Here is a 20,677-nt window from a genome sequence, read left to right as displayed (position 1 = left end):
AATGCGGATTATAATCGTGGAAGACGAGGCAGTAACCCGTAGATGGGTGAGAAAAAAAATAGAAGAGCTGGATATCAACTACCATGTGACAGGGGAGTTTGTAAACGGAAAACAGGCATTGGAATACTGCAGGGAACATGAGGTGGAGGTTGTGTTTACTGATATCCGGATGGCTGTCATGGACGGTCTGGAATTTCTGGACAGGCTGAAAAATGAAAGGATTGCCCAGCCTTACAAGGTGATCCTCAGCGCTTACGATGAATTTCATTATGCCAGACAGGCCATAAAAGCCGGGGCCAATGAGTTTATCTTAAAGCCTGAGATCACAAAGGAGGGGATGAAGACTACACTGGAGGAAGCAAAGCGTTTTCTGGAGAAAAGCAGGACAAAGGACAGCAAAGCGGCGTGTGGTTCCGAACCGGAGAGGCGGAGGATCACCATGGAAAAACTGCTGGAAACCGGGACCACAGAGCAGCAGAGGGAAGAAGTTCTCCGTGGATTGGAGAACCGGGGCATTGCTTTGAAAGAGGAAGGTATAGTTCTTCTGTCCATATCCCTGTCCGGAGAAGAAAAGGGGGATGCAGCTTTGGAGGTGGCGGAGCTTTTTATGCAGGAGGAACATATATCCGGCATCTGTGCATCCATAGAAGAGGGGGAGTATCTTCTCCTCTATAATCCCAGCCTTCATATGGACCGGGAGGTGTTTTCCGGAAAGCTGGAGGCACTTTTGCGGCATAATCTGGGGACGGAGGTATATATCGGAATAAGTGTGAAAAAGGATGGCTTCCATCATTTGAGGGACATGCTGCGGCAGGCCAGAATGGCCAGGGAAAACCGTACTTTTTTCAGGCTTCCGGGGATTTGGAGATATGATGCCATGACGGTAAATTCTGATTCGGGACATGGAGATTTATATTACGCAGTGGAGATGAGAGAGATTCTGGCTGCGGTGGAAAAGAATGATTTTGAAAGTGCAGAGGAGAAGATGAAGGGGATTCTGGCGGACATAGAAGGAAGAATTGTGCTGCCTCCTGCCTATGTGAAGGCCCTGTGTATTGAGATTCTTTCTTCCTGTATCCGGAAGGCCAGAACGTATGCCCTGACAGCCGCGGAGGTGGAGGAAGTCAGAAGGACAGAGATGATGTTCTGCGAGAGATTTAGGACGCTTCAGGATTTGAAAAACTGGACGTATGCAGGGATGGCAGAGCTTCGCAGAATCTGTGAGATAAAGAGCAGTCTGAATCAGTATTCCGGCCCGGTACGGGACATTATAGGCTATGTGAAGCAGAATTATACACAGAAGATATCCCTGGAGCAGGTGTCCTCTCTGGTTCATCTGAATAAAAGCTATGTCTCTGTACTTTTTAAAAAAGAGACAGGAGAAAAATTCAGCGACTTTCTTCTCCGCGTTCGTCTGGAGGAGTCCCGCAGACTGCTGGGAGCCACCAGAAAAAGTATCCAGGAGATAGCCGGAATGGCAGGCTTTCCGGACGCGGCGTATTTCAGCAGAGCTTTTAAGGAGCGGTATGGAAAGTCACCTATGGAATATCGGAAAGGAATCTAAAACCAGTCAAATAAATCAAAAGATAATCCATATTTTCCGCAGACAGCGCAGCAAGAAAAAAAAGAAGAAAAAAATCATAAAAACCGCAAAATATAGTACAAAAACAAGTAGACAGGGTACATGGATGTGCGGGCCCGTTTTTCTTATACTGGATATATAATAAAAAATAGGAGGACTTGGATATGAAAAGAAAAGTGGCACTGCTTCTGGCAGGAATCATGGGGACATCTGCGGTACTCGGAATGGGCGGATGCGGAAATAAGGGTACAGAAGAGCTGGTGAAAAAAAAGGAACAGACATCAGCCGATACCGAAAACACATCAGGAGAAAAGACAAAACTGGTATTTTTAAGAAGCGGAACAGAGCCTGAGCGTAAGGCTTACTGGGAAAAAATGATTGCCGGTTTTGAAAAGGAAAATCCGAATATTGAGATAGAATTTCAGGAATGCCCTTACGGTGATGATTTCGAGACAAAGCTGAACACGGGGTTTGCTTCCGGCACGGCCCCGGACATTATTAATTTTACCATGGCTTCTCTGGGAACCAGAGTACCTCTTGGCCAGTATGCTGCATTGGATGAGTATGTGGACAAATGGGATGGAAAAGACGATTTTATGGAGAATGCCCTGAATCTTGGAAAAGTCAACGGTAAGATATATGGAATCGCTGTTTTTCCGGATCCCAGAATGCTGGCATATAACAAGGAGCTTTTTAAGGAGGCCGGCCTTGACCCGGATACCCCTCCTGCAACCTGGCAGGAAATGCTGGAGGACCATAAAAAGCTGATAAAAAAAGACGACAGCGGCACTGTAGTACAGACAGGATTTGCCATGCCCACCTCAGGAACATCCATGCAGCATTATATGTCTATTTTCATAGAGGAGAATGGTGTTAAGAATCTGGTAGATGAGGATAATAATGAGATACTCTGCAATTCTGACAAGGCGGTTGAGGCAGTGGCATTTATGAAAGAGGTTGCAGATGCCGGTGTGATTCCCTTTGACTGTTCTAACTCCGAGCAGGATCCCTTCGGTATGGGAACTGCAGGCATGGGAATTGTAACTGACCAGACATATAAACAATTAAATGAAGGCGCGCTGAAAGGCAAGATCGCACTTGCAAGCCCACTTAAAAATACACAGCAGGCGACTTTCTGCGGCATGAGCTTTATGTTTATGAGCGGAGAAACCAAGCATAAGGATGAAGTGTGGAAATTTATTGAATATGTATCCAGTCCCGAGAGTATGTGGACAAGGTACGAAGATCTGGGCACCACACCGATCCGGGAATCTCTGAAAGAGAAATTTATTGAACAGGACCCTGAGACAAACCAGGTGATCTATGATTCTATCAACTGCGGAACTGGTTCACCAAAAGTGCCATACGCCAATTCCGTCTATAATATTATCAATGAGGCCATGGAAAAAGTGATGTATGATGTGGAGACACCAAAAGATGCCATGGATACGGCAGCAGAAAAGATACAGGAAGAAATCAACAATCAGTAAATTCTAAAAGATTTTATCGGTATAGGGGATGTCTCCTGAGGCATCCCCTGAAATATGACTGTAAGTATCTGATAACATTAAAAAAACTGATAAAAAGGAGAAATTTACATGGCTAAAACAAGCAATACAGTGCCAAAAGTGAGGAAAAATGATAATTGCGCGTATATCATGATTTTACCTGCTTACCTTGTATTCACCATATTTATTCTGGTCCCCATTGGAATCGTCATCTATTACAGTGTGACGAATTTTAACCTTTATTCCGCTCCTGAATTTGTGGGGATGAAGAATTATCTTACGATGTTCAGGGATGCAGATTTCCTGATCTCTGTCAAAAACACACTGCTTTATACCTTGTGTACCCTGTTCCCTCAATTGTTTCTGGGACTTATGCTGGCAGTGATGCTGTACAGAAAATCAAAGCTGATTCCCATATTCAGGACAGCTTTTTATCTACCTAATGTAATGTCTATGGTGTGCATGTCCATGGTGTGGCTGTGGATCTATGACCCAACCTTTGGCCTTTTGAACAGTGTATTGAAATATTTTGGCTTTTCCGTCAAACAGTGGCTGCAGGACCCTAAAATGGCTATGTTTTGTGTGGTGTTCATGAGCATCTGGAAGAGCTGTGGATACAGTATGGTCATCTTTTTGTCAGGTCTTACTTCCATACCGGACTCCCTGTACGAAGCCGCCAGTCTGGACGGAGCAGGGGGCTTGAAAAAGTTTCTTTACATTACCTGGCCCATGCTCAGGCCAACCACATTTTTCCTTCTTGTAACGGGAATCGTAAATAGTTTTTCCGTGTTTGAACAGATCAATATTATGACTGCAGGCGGACCGCTGAACAAGACAACCACCATTGTACACCAGATTTACCGCAGAGGTTTTCTGGAATTCAAGATGGGCTATGCCAGTGCGCTTTCGGTTATGCTGCTGTTGTTTTCCATACTCATCACTGTACTGGTATTCCGGTTCGGAAGCCGCGGACAGGATGTGGATGTATCATAAGGAGGATAAATATGAAAAAGAAGAAAGTAAACCACATTTTATGGATCATCTTTATGAGTGCACTGACTGTTTTCATGCTGATACCGATTATCATGATGATCACAACGGCAGTCAAGCCCATAGAGGAAATACGTTCCGCGGTGTTTCACCTTTTGCCTCAGAACTTTACCTTGAATAATTTTACTGACGCCATGCGTGCAGGTACCTGGAATATATTTTTCAGGAACTCCCTGTTTATCACCCTGGCTGCCGTTGTGTTTTCTCTTCTGTTTAATTCCATAGCAGGATATGCCTTTGCCAGACTGACGTTCAGGGGATCTAAGGTACTTTTTATGTTTCTTTTGATTGGCCTGATGATGCCGCCCCAGGTGACAATGCTCCCCACGTTTCTCATCATGGCAAAATTCCCCATGATGGGAGGCAACAGTCTGTTCGGAGCCGGCGGAACGGGCATGATCAATACATATGCAGGTCTGGTGATTCCTCTTGTGGCAGGGTCCTTCGGTGTGTTTTTGTGTAAACAGTTTTATGAGAATTTCCCCCGGTCTTTGGATGAGGCGGCGGAAATTGACGGGACGAACAAGTGGCAGACGTATTTCATAATATACCTGCCAAATTCCAAGGCCATACTGGCTACACTGGGACTGTTAAAGGGTGTCTCTGTATGGAATGATTACCTTTGGCCTCTGGTCATGACAAACTCAGAGGATATGAAAACCGTGCAGCTTGCACTCACCATGTTCAAAACAGACGGCTATATCCAGTGGGGGCAGATGATGGCAGCCTCTGTTCTGGTAGTGATGCCTATGATCTTGTTATTCCTCTGTGCACAGAAATATTTTGTACAGGGAATTGTCACTTCAGGACTGAAGTAGGAGGAGAAAAGGATGGGAAAACCAAATATTATATTTTATTTTACAGACCAGCAGAGACACGACACGCTGGGATGCTATGGTCAGAAGCTGGATATCAGCCCTAACCTGGATGCGCTGGCAAAGGAGGGCATTCTTTTTGAGGAGGCCTATACAGCCCAGCCGGTGTGCGGGCCATGCAGGGCGCTTTTTCAGACAGGACAGTATCCCACAGCAATCAACTGTTTTCGCAATGCGCAGCCTCTTCCCCTGCATGTGAAAACATTGGCAGATTACCTGAATGAGGCGGGATATGAGACTGCCTATGTGGGCAAATGGCATCTGGCAAGCGAGAGGAAGGATTACAGCACACCGCCAATTGTGGACTATGAGATAAAGGCGATTCCTCCCGAGAGAAGGGGCGGCTATCGTGGATACTGGAGGGCAGCAGACCTCCTGGAATTTACCTCCCACGGGTATGGCGGGTATGTCTTTGATGAAAATATGCAGAAGTGTGAGTTTGACGGATACAGGGCAGACTGTATCACAGATTTTGCACTGGATTTTTTGGAACAGTATAAGGGAGAAAAGCCGTTTTTTATGACCATTTCCCACATAGAACCCCATCACCAGAATGACAGAGGATGCTATGAAGGCCCTGAGGGTTCAAAGGAGAGGTTCAAAGATTTTGAACTGCCGGGAGATCTGGCGGCACTGCATGGCGATGCCAGAGAGATGTATCCGGATTATCTGGGATGCTGCAGAAGCCTGGACGACAATCTGGGCAGACTTATAGAAAAATTGAAGGAAAAAGGAATTTATAAGGACACTATCATAATTTACAGCTCTGACCATGGTTCCCATTTCCGTACGAGAAACAGAGATGAACATCTGTGCGGAGGGGATGACTACAAAAGGTCATGCCATTCTGCCTGCCTGCATGTGCCCCTGGTAATCGCCGGGCCGGGATTTAAGGGAGGAAAAAGAGTCCGGGAGCTGGTGAGCACTGCGGGTCTTCCAAAGACGATTCTGGCTGCTGCCGGTGTGGATGTGGGGCATGCCATGGCAGGTGAAAATCTGAAGGAGATCGCGGACGGAAATCTCCGGAATCATACAGACAGGGTATTTGCTCAGATCAGTGAAAGCAGGGTGGGCCGCTGCATCCACACAAGGGATTGGCTCTACAGCATACATGCTCCGGGACTTGACGGCAACTTGTACCCTTCCAGCGACTATTATGAGGAAGATTTCCTCTATGATTTAAAAAATGACCCATTTGAGTTGACGAATCTGGCAAAAGATGATAAGTATAGAGATATCAGAGCGCAGCTTGCCAAAGAGCTTCAGGAGGAGATGAAAAAAGCCGGAGAAAAGGTTCCGGTCATTGCCCCTTCAAAGTAAAGCTGCCATGAATATCAACCAGAAAGGACAGCAGAAAAATATATGGAAGAATTACTCTATGGGGTAGCATATTACGACGAATATATGCCTTATGACAGACTGGAAAAAGACGTGGAGATGATGAAAAAGGCAGGGATTAATCTGGTAAGGATCGCAGAATCCACCTGGAGTACCTTGGAACCCCAGGACGGTGTATTTGACTTTTACCACATTGACAGAGTTCTGGATGCCATGGAGGAAGCGGGGGTTCATGTGATCGTGGGTACGCCGACCTATGCCATTCCGGCATGGATGGAGAAAAAGCATCCGGATGTGATGGCAGTGACCAGACAGGGCCGGGGCATCTACGGGGCCAGACAAATCATGGACATCACAAACCGCCATTACCGGTTCTACAGCGAGCGTGTCATAAGAAAACTGATGGAGCATGTGAAGGACAGAAAATGTATCATAGGCTATCAGATCGACAATGAGACAAAACATTACGGCACCTCAGGAGAGCGGGTACAGGAGGAATTTGTCGAATACTTAAAGGAAAAATTCCAGGGCGATGTGGAGGCCATGAACCGGGAGTTCGGAATGAATTACTGGAGCAATGCCCTTCATTCCTGGGAGGATTTCCCGGATGTGAGGGGGACTATCAACGGCAGCCTGGGCTGTGAGTTTGAGAAATTCCAACGCAGCCTTGTGACAGAATTTCTGTCCTGGCAGGCAGAGATTGTGCGGGAATATAAGAAGGAAGACCAGTTCATCACTCAGAATTTTGATTTTGAATGGAGAAATTATTCCTTTGGCGTACAGCCGGATGTGGACCATTTCCGGGCTGCCAAATGTCTGGATATTGCAGGCTGCGACATCTACCATCCCACCCAGTCAAAGCTGACGGGAAAGGAGATCGCCTTTGGCGGAGATATGACCCGCTCCCTGAAACAGGATAATTACTATGTGCTGGAGACAGAGGCGCAGGGGTTTGCCCAGTGGGTGCCCTATGACGGCCAGCTCAGGCTGCAGGCCTTTTCCCATCTGGCAGGAGGAGCGGAATGCGTGGAATACTGGCACTGGCATTCCATCCATAACTCTTTTGAGACGTATTGGCGGGGGCTGTTAAGCCATGATTTTGCAGAGAATAAGACATATAAAGAAGCGGTTGTCATCGGCAGTGAGATGAAACGTCTGGGAAGCCATCTCATTCATCTGAAGAAGCAGAACAAGGCTGCCATTATGGTGAGCAATGAGGCACTGACAGGGCTGAAATGGTTCCCCATCGGAGGAGGCACAGAGATATCCTACAACGATGTGGTACGCTGGATCTATGACGCTCTGTATGAGATGAATGTGGAGTGTGATTTTGTATCACCTGAGGCGGAAAACCTGGATGATTATAAGATGCTGATCCTTCCGGCGCTCTACTGTGTGCCCGAAGAGACACTGCTTAGAATCCGCTCCTTTACGGAAAAGGGCGGCTGCCTGGTAGGTACCTTCAAGACGGGATATACCAATGAAAATGTGAAAGTATATCACGATTCACAGCCTCATATTCTGTCAGAATGCTTTGGAATTATGTATAACCAGTTCACATATCCGGAGAAGACTGCCGAGACGTATCTGGAAGGCAGGCTCTGCGGCAGAGAGGATAAAGAGAAAGTAAAAGTATTTCTGGAATGCATTCAGCCAAAAGGAGCAGAGACGATTCTTGGGTATGTGCATGATAACTGGGGACAGTATGCAGCAGTGACTGAGAATACTTTTGGCAAAGGAAAAGCGGTGTACTTGGGATGTATGTTCAGTTCAGAACTGTTGAAAAAACTCATGGGAGAGCTCCTGAAGGAATGTGAGATCCGCCCGAACCCCGGTTCCTGCGGATTCCCGGTGATTGTCAGAGGCGGACGAAACCAGATGGGAAAACAGATATATTATTTCCTCAATTATTCCGGCGAAGAACAGAAGGCTGTGTGCCCGGAAGGTACATGGACAGAACTGTTTTCCGGTGAAACAAAGAAGGCAGGAGATCAGTTGATGCTGCAGAAATGGAATCTGCTGATTCTGGAAGAGCAGTAAAAAGCCTTTCGGACGGGATGGTCAGAGGACTGCTGCGCTGTTATGGTTCAGCGCGGCAGCCCTTTTTTGTTGTACCGGTGGAAAAACGGCCGGAACAGGCATCCAGGCTCATTTTCCGACCTGGTATCGGCAGTATTTTCTGCACCCCAGTACACAGCCTGAGACCAGGATACATCCCGAAAAGAGATACCCGAACAAGCGGTAGAGAACGGGTGTGGATGTGAGCTCGTGGAGAGGCAGGAAAAAGGGCAGGCTGTTAAACAGCAGACGAAGCAGCATGATCACTTTCGAAACTCTCATACCTAGAAGAAAGACAGAGTAAATGGCTGCAGGGAGCAGGTAAGCAGCGGCTGACCACAGCAGGGCAGAAAAGGTGCTTTTCTTTACAGAGGAGATAAACAGGGTGATAGCCGCGGTCACAAGAACAGATAAAAGCCCTGCCATCAGATAGAGAAGCAGTACGATCCCTGTCGGTTTATGAGAATCGGTATTCCACAAGACGCTTCCTGTTATCAGGTCAGGAAAAGAAAGGCCGGCACTGACAAAAAGTCCATCCGTGCCATAAAAACACAGGAAAGCACCGACAAGAAAAAGCGTTAAAAGCACATATATCCCGGCAGCCCATGTAAAGGCGGCCAGTATCTTGGCGGCTGCGGTCTTACCTTTTCCATTCTGTGTAGTCAGCAGGATTCCTGCAGTCTGCCCGGCATATTCCTCAGAGAAAACAGGAGCACAGGCAATGATCACAAGGGCAGCGACGATCCAGAGCAGCATCATGTGCATTTCACGGAATGTGTCATCCCATCCGCCCATGTATCCGTACTCATATTCTCCGTTCATCATCTCTTCGGTGTACTTGTTTTCTGATGCGGCAAGGGCAGTGGGAGTGCCTTCGTTGGATCTGATATTGGAAAGATTGTAGGTTACAAAGCGGCTGGTGGAATTATCATAATAGCCCGGTGTGGTATCCCCTGTTTCCGACATTTCCAGTTCATCTTCATTGATGTGCCAGCCGAATTCATCTACGATAGCCTGAGCTTTTTCACGGGTCATGGGACCTGCGAAGCGGCGGGCAGTTTCCCTGTTATATTGAATGGCGTCGGTTCTTCTCAGACAGGTCCCGTCCACATAAGCGCTTTCTGAGCCAAGTACGGACATCTGAAAATAAGCGGCCAGGAATAAAAAGCCCAGCAGCACTCCTGTGAAAAGTATTTTTCTTGAACATATTTTATAGAATTCATTTCGGAACAGCATTTCAAAGTACCTCCCTGTTTTCTGTTGCATAGAGATAGGCGTCCTCCAGATCCGGCGCAGCTGCCAGGGCGCCGGCAAATGGGCGTTCCCCTGAGAGTACGCGCATTCTAAGCTCATTTCCCTCAGTCTTTACATTGCATACAGTGAACTGTTTTTGGCAGATGTCTGCTTTTGCAGGCGTGGTAACAAACTCCCATACATGGCCGGAAGCTGCCTGTATCAGGGCGTCCGGCGTGTTGTTTTCCATGATTTTTCCCCGGCGCATGATCAGTATCCGGTCAGCGGCATTTGCCACGTCAGATACGATATGGGTGGACAGAAGCACAATTCGGTCATGCCCCAGAGAACTGATGATATTGCGGAATCGGATGCGCTCTTTTGGGTCAAGGCCGGCGGTAGGTTCATCCAGAAGCAGGATTTTGGGATCATTTAACAGGGCCTGTGCAATGCCGAGTCTTCGTATCATACCACCGGAGAGATGTTTGATCTTCTGTTTTTCCTCTCCCAGCAGGCCGGTAAGCTCCAGCATTTCTTTGTATTTTACAAGGGCCTTGTCCCTGGGAAGCGCTTTTAGGGAGGCGAGATAGAGAAGGTAGCGCTTCACTGTGAAGTCGGGATAATAGCCGAAATCCTGCGGCAGGTAGCCAAGCAGGGTACGGTATCCGGCACCCATTTTCCGTATGGATATGCCATCCAGCGTCACATCTCCCCGGTCGGGCATGAGAATGCCGCAGAGTATGCGCAGCAGTGTGGTTTTGCCTGCACCGTTTTCGCCCAGAAGTCCGTACACTCCGTTTTTCAGTGTAAAGGTGATGTCATCGGCAGCGGTTTTTTCTTTGTAATGTTTTGATATATTTTGTATTTTTAGTTCCAGCAAAGTTCTTTACCTCCTGTGTTTAAGCTGTGGAACAGTCTGTGAAGTTCAAAGTCCAGAAGCAGGATCCCCGCTGCCAGTACTATGGCCCATACAGGCAGATAAACCTCCAGATAGGCTCTGGGAAAGGCAGTGGGGAACAGGGAAAACAGGCACAGCAGCAGAAATGTCCCCGACAAAATGGCTTTCTGTGAGGCGAACCGCCTTGTGGTCAGCAGAAAAAAATAACAGATATTGGACAAAACAAAAGGGACGAGCAGGTACAGACAGAGAGCAAAAATCCCGTATTTTGTTTTTCCCTGTACACCAAAAAAGAGCAGTGTCAGGATGCACAGGTTAAGTCCTGCAGATAAAAACAGCTTTACCGACCAAATCTGTCCAAGATTGAAGCAGCAGCTTTGTTCCAGCTCTGCCATATGCCGGGAGCGGCTTTTGGAAAGCTCCAGAACAGCGGCCAGCCCCAGGCCGGAAGCGATGGCACAGGCGGAGGGTAGTATACTCTCGCTGTCTTTGATAAGGGTACCGAAACAGGTTGTAAAGAGTATGACGGCAAGCAGGAAAAAAGCCTGTATCACCCAGTATTCCAATGAGATATAATGCATCTGGTCCAGCAGCAGCTCCGGAAATGAGACTGGTACGGGCAGGCTTTTATGAGAAATTTCTCTGTGAATCTTTTGCAGAGATGCCTCTTTTCTGGCTTCGTCTATGGGTGGAAATGGTATCTTTATCTTGTTATCAGCCATAGAAATCCTCCTTTCTCAAAGTGCGTTTTAGTTTGTCCATACCCTGTTTCATACGGGATTTCACAGTCGACGAATTGGTGCCGGTGATCAGGGCGATTTCCCGGTGTTTCAGACCGTAGAGACTGTGAAGAACAATGACTTCCCGTTGGATTTTGGGAAGTTTCATAAGTGCGTGAACCAACTGCCGGGAGTTTTCTTCCCGGATCACTTCCTCCAGAAGATCGGTTCGGGACCGGAATGTGTCCGCTGTACCGGCAGTCTGCGTTTCCGGGCAGGCCTCCTCCCAAGGAAGATAGGAGAGACGACTGTGCGCCGCAGTCTCTCTGCCGAAGTAGTCATAACAGACATTTCTGGCTATGGTCAGCAGGTAGCCTTTCAGGTTTTTGCAGCGGCAGATGTCCACATATCGGATAAAACGAAGAAACGTCTCCTGCGCCAGATCATAAGAGCTGTCGGGATCGCCGGTCTGGTAACAGCAGAAGCGGTAAATGTCATCATAATACTTTTCTGCCAGCAGATTCAGGTATTCTTTATTGCCTTTTTTTATTTCTTTTATGGCTTTTCTGTCATCCATAGGCGCCTCCCTTTCTGTCTTCCATTATATATAACCGTAGGAGGAAGAAAAAGGTTTTATTTTTTTAAAGAAAATTCTCAGTTTACAGGGAGTTGGGTTTCTGACACACTGTACCGGAAGGAAACAGGGGGAAATGGCAGTGATAAAAGAAGATTTATTGTAACCGCTCAGTCAGGTCTGCGCATTTACTGCGCTGACCATGCATAAGAGTAGTGGCAGCAGGCATTCGTGCCATCGAAAAGCGATTTTTAATAAATATTTTGCTAATCGTATTTCTGATGTATACCTAAAAATAATGTATGGATAGCATTACATAATCCATCCCTTACTTTATCGGGATTTGAAAATGCGTATCTTAGCTGTAAAGTTGTGTATCCATGAAGCGTACCCATCAGCATATTCAAAATATCTGTTGTGTTTTCTTCTTTAAATGGGCAGGAGCGAATAAGGGTTGATAAAAGTAAGATATAATTATGAAAGATGGAGCTTGTTTCTTCTGTACCGTGCCATGAAATCCATTGAATCGTTTCATAAACTCCGGGATGCTCAATCATATAATCGAGATATGCAGCAGCAACCTTTTGAATTGCTGTCTCTCCAATGCTGCCAATGGCTGCCTGAGTCATCCTATCATTCATACACCTCATGCCCTGATGAGCTACTTCTAAAAGGAGATGATCCAGACTTTCTATGTGATTATACAAAGACGGGGTACGAATATTCAATTTTTCCGCAACTGATTTTAGAGAAACATTATTTAATCCTTTTTCATCTGCCAGGTCAGATGCAGCTCTTATTACTGCTTCCTTGGTTGTTTTCATGTTATGCACCTCATTCAAAATAAGTATAGACATAATTTTAACTAATTAAATTAGTATCGTCAATAATTCTATTAGAAAAATGTGTATATATATTGACATTTCTACAAATTCAATATAATATACTAATATAATTAGTTAAAATACTATTTTAATTAGTGAAACAAGAGGTGAAGATATGTGTACGAGATTTGTTTTTAATGGTGTAGACACAATTACAGGTTTCAATTTCGATATTGACCTTTCTGTGTGGACGCATACTGTAGTGACTGAAAAAAATAGATTTTATATTGGCATAAAAATGCCGGATAACAAATACCATTCTTTTCACGGAGTGAATAAAAACGGGAATGTCGGGACGCTGCTTTACGTTCATGGAAACGAAAATGCAGCATACAGAAAGGATGAAAACTGCTATACAATATCTGCGTTGACAGAAAATTTCATCAAAGGAGAGGTTTCTTTTGAGGAAGCCCTGAACATAGTACAAGAGCGGGAAATTATTTATGCTCCGGATGCTTCTATGCAGGCTATGCTCTCCGATAAAAACGGACGTGTACTGATCATTGAACCAGGTATCGGTTATAAATACGAACAGAAGGATTTTTCGCTGATTACAAATTATTCCGTACTGAGTCCGGAAACTACAAAGCCATATATTGTTTCGGGCGATACAAGATATGAAGCTGCTAAAGAATTACTGGAAGCATATGATAAAAAATTTTCGGTTTCTGACGCATACAAAGTATTAAAATCGGTATGTCAAAAGGGGCTTTGGGCAACAAGGGTTTCATTTGTATATTCTGCGCTTCAAAATAAAGTTTATTATGTATTGAATAATGATTTTGATAACATATCGGAGTTTCAATTGTAGTACAGATTTTGCCGTTTACATACAGAGCCATGTATTCCTTGTTTATGATCAGGCTGTGTGATATGATTATATTTGTTACAGCTATCTGAATATATGAAATATAAGGTAATTATAATGAAAAAACGAACAATAAAAAAAATCTATTTACTCTGTTTATGCATTTTTTGTGTGACTGCATTTTCTGCTTGTGCAGGAGAAAAGGATGCATTAATATCTGCGGGCGGGGAAGGCCAGAAAAAGATACATGATGATATTGCAGTCGGAAACATTCGCTGTGTTAATATAAGCGGCAATGCCAGATCCATTGTTATAAAACAGAGTGACAGTAACTGCTTTGAATTTATTAACGCGGATTTAGATACCGATAATAAGTATGAAATCAGTTGTGAAGAAAAGGATAACAGCCTTAATGTTTGTGTGATGATGGATAACGCGGATTCGAGTAACAACATCCTGGGTTCTATTGTTATTTGTATACCCTCAAAAGAATTAGAAAAAATTGAAACTACCGGTGAATTTAATCAGATTCATCTCAATACCTTGAATTCAGACGTATGGATTCAGGCAAACAGGGATTCCGCAGTAGTGCTTGATTTAATGGCTGATCAACTGGATCACAATATTATGCTGGATGGTTTGGAGTCAAATACATTTCGGAATGTTTCTGTTTATTTCGACAAATTACCTGATAATATCAAGATGGAGTTTAACACGATTCCAAACAGCGCGGTTAATGTTCCGGAGGATCTGTTCAAAGAGAAGAAACTGGAACGCGGTTCGGGAGAACCTATGATAAGTATTAATAACGCAGATGTAATAGATTTTTATATCGAGTAAAGTCATATTTATCCCGGCTGTCTCACTGCTGTCATTTATATACAACCAATTTACAACCAATCTTCCGGAAATTCTCTTGCATTTCCCGGATAAAGTGCTATAATATTCCATATGGAAGCATAGCTCAGCTGGGATGAGCGTTCGCCTCACACGCGAAAGGTCAGGAGTTCGAGCCTCCTTGCTTCCATTCTTTTTTTGGGGATATAGCTCAGCTGGGAGAGCGATACGTTCGCAACGTATAGGTCACGGGTTCGAATCCCGCTATCTCCATGTATTTCATTTATCACATCCCATAAAAGAGCAGGAAACGGCTGCTTTTCATAAAAACTTTAGTATTTTCATACAAATATCACCAACCCTTCACATTTTTTCCAAATAATGGTCATAATTACCATGTATACTCTTATTATAAAAAGAGTAAAGGAGGCTTCATACATGATAGGAACTTTAATGAATCATGGCTGCACCTGTGTTCTCAAAGAGAAAGGCGGCAGTAAAAAGATACCCGTTCATCCGGAACAATATGTGTATGTGCAGGTCTCCAATGCGTGGATACCTGCCATACTGAAATATTCCGGTGAACGGCAGAACTGGTATTTTGAATACCTGCCCAAGCTGCCGGTAAACGGCTGCAGGGTTATGACAAAATAAAACAAAATACATGAGGATAACCGGGAGGCTGACAAGGCATCCCTCAATAAAGAAGTATTGTTCCGGCAGGCGGCATAGTCAATTTCGGCTATGCCGTTTTGCCGTTTGTTTTGCTGACAGCTTGACTTTGTACGGTAAATGCAGGAGGATTTTCGGAGGATTGATTTGTATGTTGCAGTTTTTTATAGTATAATTTTAGTTATAGAACTGAACAGCAGCATATTTGTAAAATCGGAAGCGGGGTTATTGGCAATGAATGATAAGGAATTGGAATTTTCTGTATTCTGCATCGAGAGTGTAGCTGAAAGGCTTGGATGCAAAGGAGAAAGAGTATATGAGCTTCTGACAGAAAAAAGCAGTATTTTAAAAGAATATATTATTCCTAATTATGAAGTTCTGCATACGCTGGGTAAAGAATATATAGTGGATGATATTATCGCTTATATGCAGCAGGAAGGGGTGGTGGGATGATTTTATATCATGGTTCTTTTACAGAGGTGAGAAAACCGGATATCTCCTATTCAAGAGACACACTTGATTTCGGAAAAGGATTTTATGTTACACCCATATATGAACAGGCGAAAAAATGGTCTCTGCGTTTTAAACGGAAAAAAGGGAAAAGTGTGATCTCTTGGTATGAATTGGATGAAAAGAAACTGCGTCATGAGGCCAGGATAAAAGAATTTTCCAGCTATTCAGAGGAATGGCTGGATTATATTATTACTTGCAGAGGAGGCATGAACACAGGGCAGTATGATATTATTATCGGAGGAGTTGCAAATGATAAGGTATTTGATACAATTGAGCTGTTTTTTGACGGGTTAATAGATAAAAATATGGCAATCCAGCGGTTAAAGTATGAGAAACCTAATTTGCAATATTGCATCTGTTCACAGGAAATATTGGATAAATACTTGATTTATCAGAAAAGTGAGGTGTTATGATGCAGGCAAACCGTATATTACTCCAGCGTAAATATTCCAGAATCATTGAAATGTTTGCCCGGTCTGCCAACATCCCATTGGAACAGGCACTGGATTTTTTTTATCATTCGGAATTGTATCAGGAGATGAGTGAAGGGATATCTGATATGCACTGCCGCAGTGATCATTATCTTGTGGAAGAGATGGAAACTGAATGGAAGGAACAATAAGCAGATACAAAAAAGCTGGTGCACACCTTGAAAAAGTGCGCCGTTTTTTTCGTTCTGTTTTAAAATAATCGAGGCCCTGTCTTAAAAACAGGTGGCCCATAGAGCCTGAAAGGAAAGATATATGTATAAACTGTTGTTTGTGGATGATGATAAAGCTCTCCTGAAAATGCTGGAGAATTATTTCCGCTTAAGGGGATACCGCATTTTGCTGGCTGAGGACGGTCTGGAGGCATTGAAGAGGATTGAAGATACCCCGGACCTGATTTTGCTGGACATCAATATGCCCCGCATGGATGGAATGGAGCTGTGTGTGAAAATCAGGGAATTTGTCTCATGTCCCATTCTGTTTCTCACAGCCAGAGTGGAGGAGCAGGACCGGGTGAACGGCCTGCTTTCGGGGGGTGATGATTATATTGTCAAGCCATTCAGCCTGAAAGAACTGGAAGCCAGGATCGGGGCGCATATAAAGAGAGAAGAGCGAAACAGGAAAAGGCCGCAGCTTCGATACCGGGAGGGCCTGCTTTTAGACTACAGCGCCAGAAAAGTCCTCTATGATGAACATGAACTGGAGCTTACAAAGCTGGAGTACGACATTGTGGAATTCCTTTCCAAGAATCCGGGCCAGGTGTTTGACAAGGAGAGGATTTACGAAAAAGTCTGCGGTTATGATGCGGAGGGCGACAGCAGGGTGATCACAGAGCTGATTCGGAGAATACGCAGAAAAATAGGGGAGTACACCGGTACAGAATATATTGAGACCGTGTGGGGAAGTGGATACCGATGGAAAAAATAAGAAATCTTTCGCTCAGAAAAACTATCGTGCTCTATATGTCCGCTGCAATTGTCATCTCCTTTTTCTTGTCTGCGGGAATCGTCAGGATGGCGGAACAGACGCAGAAGCAGATCTGGGCCGGCTATATGGACGGGGACAAAGTATCGGATTATGAGGAGAAGACAGGATACATCGCTGAGATCACAAGGCCTGCGCAGAATGATATGCTGCACAGGGACCATGTCATAACGGAAATCTGCGATGCAGTGGAGACCTGGACCATGCTTGTCATTCCCATGATCGGCAGTGTGATCGCGGTATTCTGCTTCTATCGTGACAAGATAAAAGAACCGCTTCAGATACTGACAGAAGGCTCCAGGAAAATACAGGAGAATAACCTGGATTTTCCTGTGGATTACAGGAAGAAGGATGAGATGGGCAGCCTGTGCCGGGAATTTGACCGTATGCGCGCCCAGCTTAGGGAAAACAACCAAAAACTCTGGTCCGCAGTGGAACAGGAGCGGACGCTGAAGGCAGTCATTGCCCATGATATCCGTTCCCCTCTTGCGGTGCTGCGGGGATACCAGGAAACACTTATAGAGTTTCTGCCCACAGAGCAGTTAAGCCGGCAGGATATGGAGGAAATGCTGACGGAAGGAATGCAGCAGATCGACAGAATGAATGCCTTTGTGGAACAGATGAGACAGCTCTCCGGTATTGAGGAGAGGGAGATGCATGCAGAGAAAATAGAGACTGCTGTTCTGCTTCGGTATATGGAACAGGCAGCAAAGGCCTTGGCAGACCGGGAACCGTGCCATACGGTCATAAAAGCGGAGGGGATGCCGGACCACTTTTGGGGGGATTCTTCTATCATCTGCGAGGTGTTCGACAATCTGCTGGGGAATGCCGTGCGGTATGCCCGCCATATAGTTGTGATCACCATGGAAGTGAAGGACCATATGCTGTTTATCTCCATGGGGGATGACGGGGAAGGGTTCCACGCCGAAGCGGAAGCAATCACGAAACCCTTCTATCACGATAATCTGGCAGATGACCTGAAACACTTTGGCCTTGGCATGTATCTGAGCAAATTATACTGCGAGAAGCATGGAGGAAAACTGCTTCTGGGCAGCGCCGATCTGGGCGGGGCCTATGTAAAAGCAGGATTTTGCATAGAAGAATCCCGGACGGATACAGCCCTATAACTGCAGCCGTTCAGACAGGCTGAGTGCTTATTCATAACCGGAAGCTATGGAAAAACATACGTTATAAGTATTTGCGTCATGTGCAGCAATGATATAAAATAGATACAATAAGCAGAAGAAGGGAGCGTACAAAATGATTTATAAAAATTTTCAGGATATGGAATTATCTGCGCTTGGAATGGGAGCCATGCGTCTTCCGGTCATTGACGGAGAGGATTCCAGGATTGATGAACCGGCAGCCGCTGAGATGGTGGCATACGCCATGGAACACGGCATCAATTATTATGACACCGCCTGGGGGTATCATGAGGGAAATTCAGAAACCGTTATGGGCAGGATTTTAAATCAATACCCACGCAGTACCTATTATCTGGCTACAAAATTCCCGGGGTATGACCTTTCCAATATGGATAAAGCGGAAGAGATATTTGAAAAACAGTTGGAAAAATGCCAGGTGGACTACTTTGATTTTTACCTGTTCCACAACGTGTGCGAGATGAACATTGACGCGTATCTGGATGAGAAATACGGTATTTTCGACTATCTGATGAAGCAGAAGGAAAAGGGAAGAATCCGTCACCTGGGCTTTTCCGCTCATGGAAGTTATGACGTTATGAAGCGTTTTTTAGATGCATACGGAGAGCATATGGAGTTCTGCCAGATTCAGTTAAATTATCTTGACTGGTCTTTTCAGAATGCAAAAGACAAAGTGGAGCTGTTAAATGCCCATCATATTCCGGTATGGGTAATGGAGCCTCTGCGCGGAGGACGCCTTGCCTCCCTGTCCGCCGAAGACAGTGACAGGTTAAAGGCGCTGCGTCCGGATGAGGATGTTCCGGCATGGGCTTTCCGGTTCCTGCAGGGAATCCCGGAAGTGAAGATGATCCTGTCCGGCATGTCTGATTTTGCGCAGATGCAGGATAATATACATACCTTTGAGACGGATAAGCCTCTGGATGAACAGGAGAAAAAAGTTCTGTTTGAGATCGCTGACAGCATGGTAAAGCACATTGCTCTGCCCTGCACGGCATGCCGTTACTGCACCAGCCATTGTCCTCAGGAGCTGGACATTCCCATGCTTCTGGAGCTGTATAATGAGCACTGCTTTACAGGCGGCGGCTTTCTGGCGCCTATGGCTCTGCAGGCGGTACCAAAGGAGAAGCAGCCCGGTGCGTGTATCGGATGTAAAAGCTGTGAGGCAGTCTGTCCGCAGCAGATCAAGATTTCAGAGGCCATGGCTGATTTTGCAGAGAAGCTGAACGGCTGATCATCGGAGGCTGAATCAATGAGTTATCTGCTGTTTCCTCTGGTGGTTTATATCCCGGTGGGGACATACCTCTATTTCTTTTTCAGGCGTTTCCTTGGGCTTTTTGGACTGGGAAAGCAGAAAAAGGCGGTGCGGATTTTGTCTCTGCTCATAACACTTGCCTGTGTGGCCCAGGGGTGGATGTTGTATGGGCTGGGAGCTGTGATCATCCTACATTTTTTTGTGCTCAGTATTTTGATGGATGGCATTTACTTTATCTGCAGAGGAAAGTTCCGAAAGGAAAAAGCCCGTAAGATATGGGGGTTCCTCCACGCAAGCGGTGCGATTCCTCTTTTGGTGATCTGTTTGATCGCAGGATACGGTTATTTTAATATAAATGATATCAGAAGGACCGAATACCGGATTGAGACAGAAAAACAACTGAGCCAGGATTTGAAAATTCTCCAGATTTCGGATCTTCACATGGGTACCACCATGGATATAGGGAAATTAAAGGACTGCTGTGATAAGATGCAGAGGGAAAAGCCGGATCTGATCGCCCTGACCGGGGATATATTTGATGAAAATACATCCAGGCAGGAGATGGAAGCCGCGGCAAAAGTCCTGGGTGCTGTAAAAGCTGAATATGGCACGTATTATGTGTTCGGAAACCATGACTATAATGCGTATACCGGCACCCCGGCCTATTCACCGGAGGAGCTTTGCAGTACACTGGAAAGCAGCGGCATCGTTGTACTAAAGGACCGGGTTTATACCGTAAACGATGAGCTGACTGTCATCGGAAGAACAGACGCCTCTGTCGGGAGCATGGTCTCTCCAAAGGGAAGAACCGGGATAGAGGAGCTGTGCAGGGAGGCAGACGGAAATACTTTTGTACTTCTTCTGGACCATCAGCCTACAGAACTTCCGGAAAATGCAGAGGCGGGTGTGGACCTTCAGCTTTCCGGTCATACCCACGCGGGGCAGATCTGGCCTACCGGGCAGGTGGGAGAGCTGACCGGGTTTACAGAGCTGAATTATGGGTGGAAAGAAATCGGCGGACTTCAGGTGATCGTGAGTTCCGGTATAGGCGGCTGGGGATATCCCATACGCACAGGAGGACATTCAGAATATGTGGTGGTGACCGTGTCAGCAGAAAAAAATGCTCACACGGCCCGTGTGTTTGCTCCGTAAAAGAGCTGTCATGTTTGGCAGTTCTTTTTTTGTTGTCTTTTTGTTGTGATTTCTGTTTTACAATAAGATCAAGACAGGAGGAAAACAAT

General features: G+C 45.4%; 21 protein-coding genes and 2 tRNA genes. 18 read left to right on the top strand and 5 right to left on the bottom strand.

The features are described 5' to 3' along the window. Position 1: 1 nt before the first annotated feature. From LC508_RS10005 to LC508_RS09980, 6 genes are all read left to right on the top strand, one after another. Positions 2-1,564 (top strand): response regulator, encoded by a 1,563-nt coding sequence (locus LC508_RS10005; protein WP_033142978.1) that lies wholly within the window; start codon positions 2-4, stop codon positions 1,562-1,564. A gap of 182 nt (positions 1,565-1,746) precedes the next feature. Beyond that, positions 1,747-3,072 carry an ABC transporter substrate-binding protein gene (locus LC508_RS10000; RefSeq protein ID WP_033142979.1) on the top strand — a complete coding sequence of 442 codons (1,326 nt, stop codon included), beginning with the start codon at positions 1,747-1,749 and terminating at the stop codon, positions 3,070-3,072. 108 nt (positions 3,073-3,180) lie between these two features. Further along, a complete protein-coding gene (locus LC508_RS09995; RefSeq protein ID WP_052099650.1) occupies positions 3,181-4,083 on the top strand; it encodes a carbohydrate ABC transporter permease in 903 nt (300 codons plus the stop codon). An 11-nt stretch (positions 4,084-4,094) separates the two neighbouring features. After that, complete coding sequence (locus tag LC508_RS09990; protein ID WP_033142980.1) at positions 4,095-4,958, top strand: carbohydrate ABC transporter permease; 864 nt, start codon at positions 4,095-4,097, stop codon at positions 4,956-4,958. A gap of 12 nt (positions 4,959-4,970) precedes the next feature. Next, positions 4,971-6,335, top strand: a complete 1,365-nt coding sequence (locus tag LC508_RS09985) for a sulfatase-like hydrolase/transferase (RefSeq protein WP_103732324.1) — start codon at positions 4,971-4,973, stop codon at positions 6,333-6,335. A 42-nt stretch (positions 6,336-6,377) separates the two neighbouring features. Then, complete coding sequence (locus LC508_RS09980; RefSeq protein ID WP_103732325.1) at positions 6,378-8,393, top strand: beta-galactosidase; 2,016 nt, start codon at positions 6,378-6,380, stop codon at positions 8,391-8,393. A 108-nt stretch (positions 8,394-8,501) separates the two neighbouring features. Here the strand turns inward: LC508_RS09980 and LC508_RS09975 are convergent, their stop codons facing one another. The 5 genes from LC508_RS09975 to LC508_RS09955 all read right to left on the bottom strand — a co-directional run bounded on the left by LC508_RS09975 (position 8,502) and on the right by LC508_RS09955 (position 12,659). Beyond that, a complete protein-coding gene (locus tag LC508_RS09975; protein ID WP_158587330.1) occupies positions 8,502-9,677 on the bottom strand; it encodes an ABC transporter permease subunit in 1,176 nt (391 codons plus the stop codon). Next, the gene (locus LC508_RS09970) at positions 9,649-10,524 is read right to left on the bottom strand and encodes an ABC transporter ATP-binding protein (RefSeq protein WP_103732327.1); all 876 of its coding nucleotides are present in this window, start codon (positions 10,522-10,524) and stop codon (positions 9,649-9,651) included. The genes LC508_RS09975 and LC508_RS09970 overlap by 29 nt, the downstream gene beginning before the upstream one ends. Beyond that, positions 10,512-11,264: a hypothetical protein gene (locus tag LC508_RS09965; protein ID WP_103732328.1), complete on the bottom strand. Its 753-nt coding sequence runs from the start codon at positions 11,262-11,264 to the stop codon at positions 10,512-10,514. Before LC508_RS09965 ends, LC508_RS09970 begins: the two co-directional genes overlap by 13 nt. Beyond that, positions 11,257-11,838 carry an RNA polymerase sigma factor gene (locus tag LC508_RS09960; protein ID WP_033142986.1) on the bottom strand — a complete coding sequence of 194 codons (582 nt, stop codon included), beginning with the start codon at positions 11,836-11,838 and terminating at the stop codon, positions 11,257-11,259. Before LC508_RS09960 ends, LC508_RS09965 begins: the two co-directional genes overlap by 8 nt. Before the next feature lie 263 nt (positions 11,839-12,101). Next, entirely contained in the window at positions 12,102-12,659 is a 558-nt protein-coding gene (locus LC508_RS09955; RefSeq protein WP_033142987.1) for a TetR/AcrR family transcriptional regulator, read from the bottom strand. Between the two features lie 175 nt (positions 12,660-12,834). Here LC508_RS09955 and LC508_RS09950 point away from each other — a divergent pair, with 175 nt between their 5' ends. The 12 genes from LC508_RS09950 (at position 12,835) to LC508_RS09895 (ending at position 20,588) form a co-directional block, all read left to right on the top strand. Beyond that, entirely contained in the window at positions 12,835-13,530 is a 696-nt protein-coding gene (locus LC508_RS09950) for an Ntn hydrolase family protein (RefSeq protein WP_103732509.1), read from the top strand. Between the two features lie 114 nt (positions 13,531-13,644). Further along, on the top strand, positions 13,645-14,367 hold the full coding sequence (locus LC508_RS09945; protein ID WP_054352548.1) for a hypothetical protein: 723 nt from the start codon (positions 13,645-13,647) through the stop codon (positions 14,365-14,367). A gap of 113 nt (positions 14,368-14,480) precedes the next feature. Then, positions 14,481-14,554, top strand: a tRNA-Val gene (locus LC508_RS09940). A gap of 10 nt (positions 14,555-14,564) precedes the next feature. Next, positions 14,565-14,637 (top strand) — tRNA-Ala (locus tag LC508_RS09935). A 165-nt stretch (positions 14,638-14,802) separates the two neighbouring features. Continuing rightward, positions 14,803-15,018: a hypothetical protein gene (locus LC508_RS09930; protein ID WP_033142990.1), complete on the top strand. Its 216-nt coding sequence runs from the start codon at positions 14,803-14,805 to the stop codon at positions 15,016-15,018. 252 nt (positions 15,019-15,270) lie between these two features. Continuing rightward, positions 15,271-15,489 (top strand): DUF3791 domain-containing protein, encoded by a 219-nt coding sequence (locus LC508_RS09925; RefSeq protein WP_033143007.1) that lies wholly within the window; start codon positions 15,271-15,273, stop codon positions 15,487-15,489. Further along, entirely contained in the window at positions 15,486-15,962 is a 477-nt protein-coding gene (locus tag LC508_RS09920) for a DUF3990 domain-containing protein (RefSeq protein ID WP_033142991.1), read from the top strand. The genes LC508_RS09925 and LC508_RS09920 overlap by 4 nt, the downstream gene beginning before the upstream one ends. Further along, positions 15,962-16,171: a DUF3791 domain-containing protein gene (locus tag LC508_RS09915; protein WP_033142992.1), complete on the top strand. Its 210-nt coding sequence runs from the start codon at positions 15,962-15,964 to the stop codon at positions 16,169-16,171. The genes LC508_RS09920 and LC508_RS09915 overlap by 1 nt, the downstream gene beginning before the upstream one ends. A 121-nt stretch (positions 16,172-16,292) precedes the next feature. After that, positions 16,293-16,964 carry a response regulator transcription factor gene (locus LC508_RS09910; protein ID WP_054352549.1) on the top strand — a complete coding sequence of 224 codons (672 nt, stop codon included), beginning with the start codon at positions 16,293-16,295 and terminating at the stop codon, positions 16,962-16,964. Further along, the gene (locus LC508_RS09905) at positions 16,952-18,148 is read left to right on the top strand and encodes a HAMP domain-containing sensor histidine kinase (RefSeq protein ID WP_033142993.1); all 1,197 of its coding nucleotides are present in this window, start codon (positions 16,952-16,954) and stop codon (positions 18,146-18,148) included. Before LC508_RS09910 ends, LC508_RS09905 begins: the two co-directional genes overlap by 13 nt. A 133-nt stretch (positions 18,149-18,281) precedes the next feature. Further along, positions 18,282-19,415, top strand: a complete 1,134-nt coding sequence (locus LC508_RS09900) for an aldo/keto reductase (protein ID WP_103732510.1) — start codon at positions 18,282-18,284, stop codon at positions 19,413-19,415. A gap of 18 nt (positions 19,416-19,433) precedes the next feature. Further along, positions 19,434-20,588: a metallophosphoesterase gene (locus LC508_RS09895; RefSeq protein ID WP_103732511.1), complete on the top strand. Its 1,155-nt coding sequence runs from the start codon at positions 19,434-19,436 to the stop codon at positions 20,586-20,588. The last annotated feature ends 89 nt before the right edge of the window (positions 20,589-20,677 follow it).

Source organism: Blautia parvula (genome assembly GCF_020215665.1).
Taxonomy (GTDB): domain Bacteria; phylum Bacillota; class Clostridia; order Lachnospirales; family Lachnospiraceae; genus Blautia; species Blautia celeris.
Note: the sequence above shows the minus strand (reverse complement) of the source record. Positions and strands in the feature narration are given on the sequence as shown.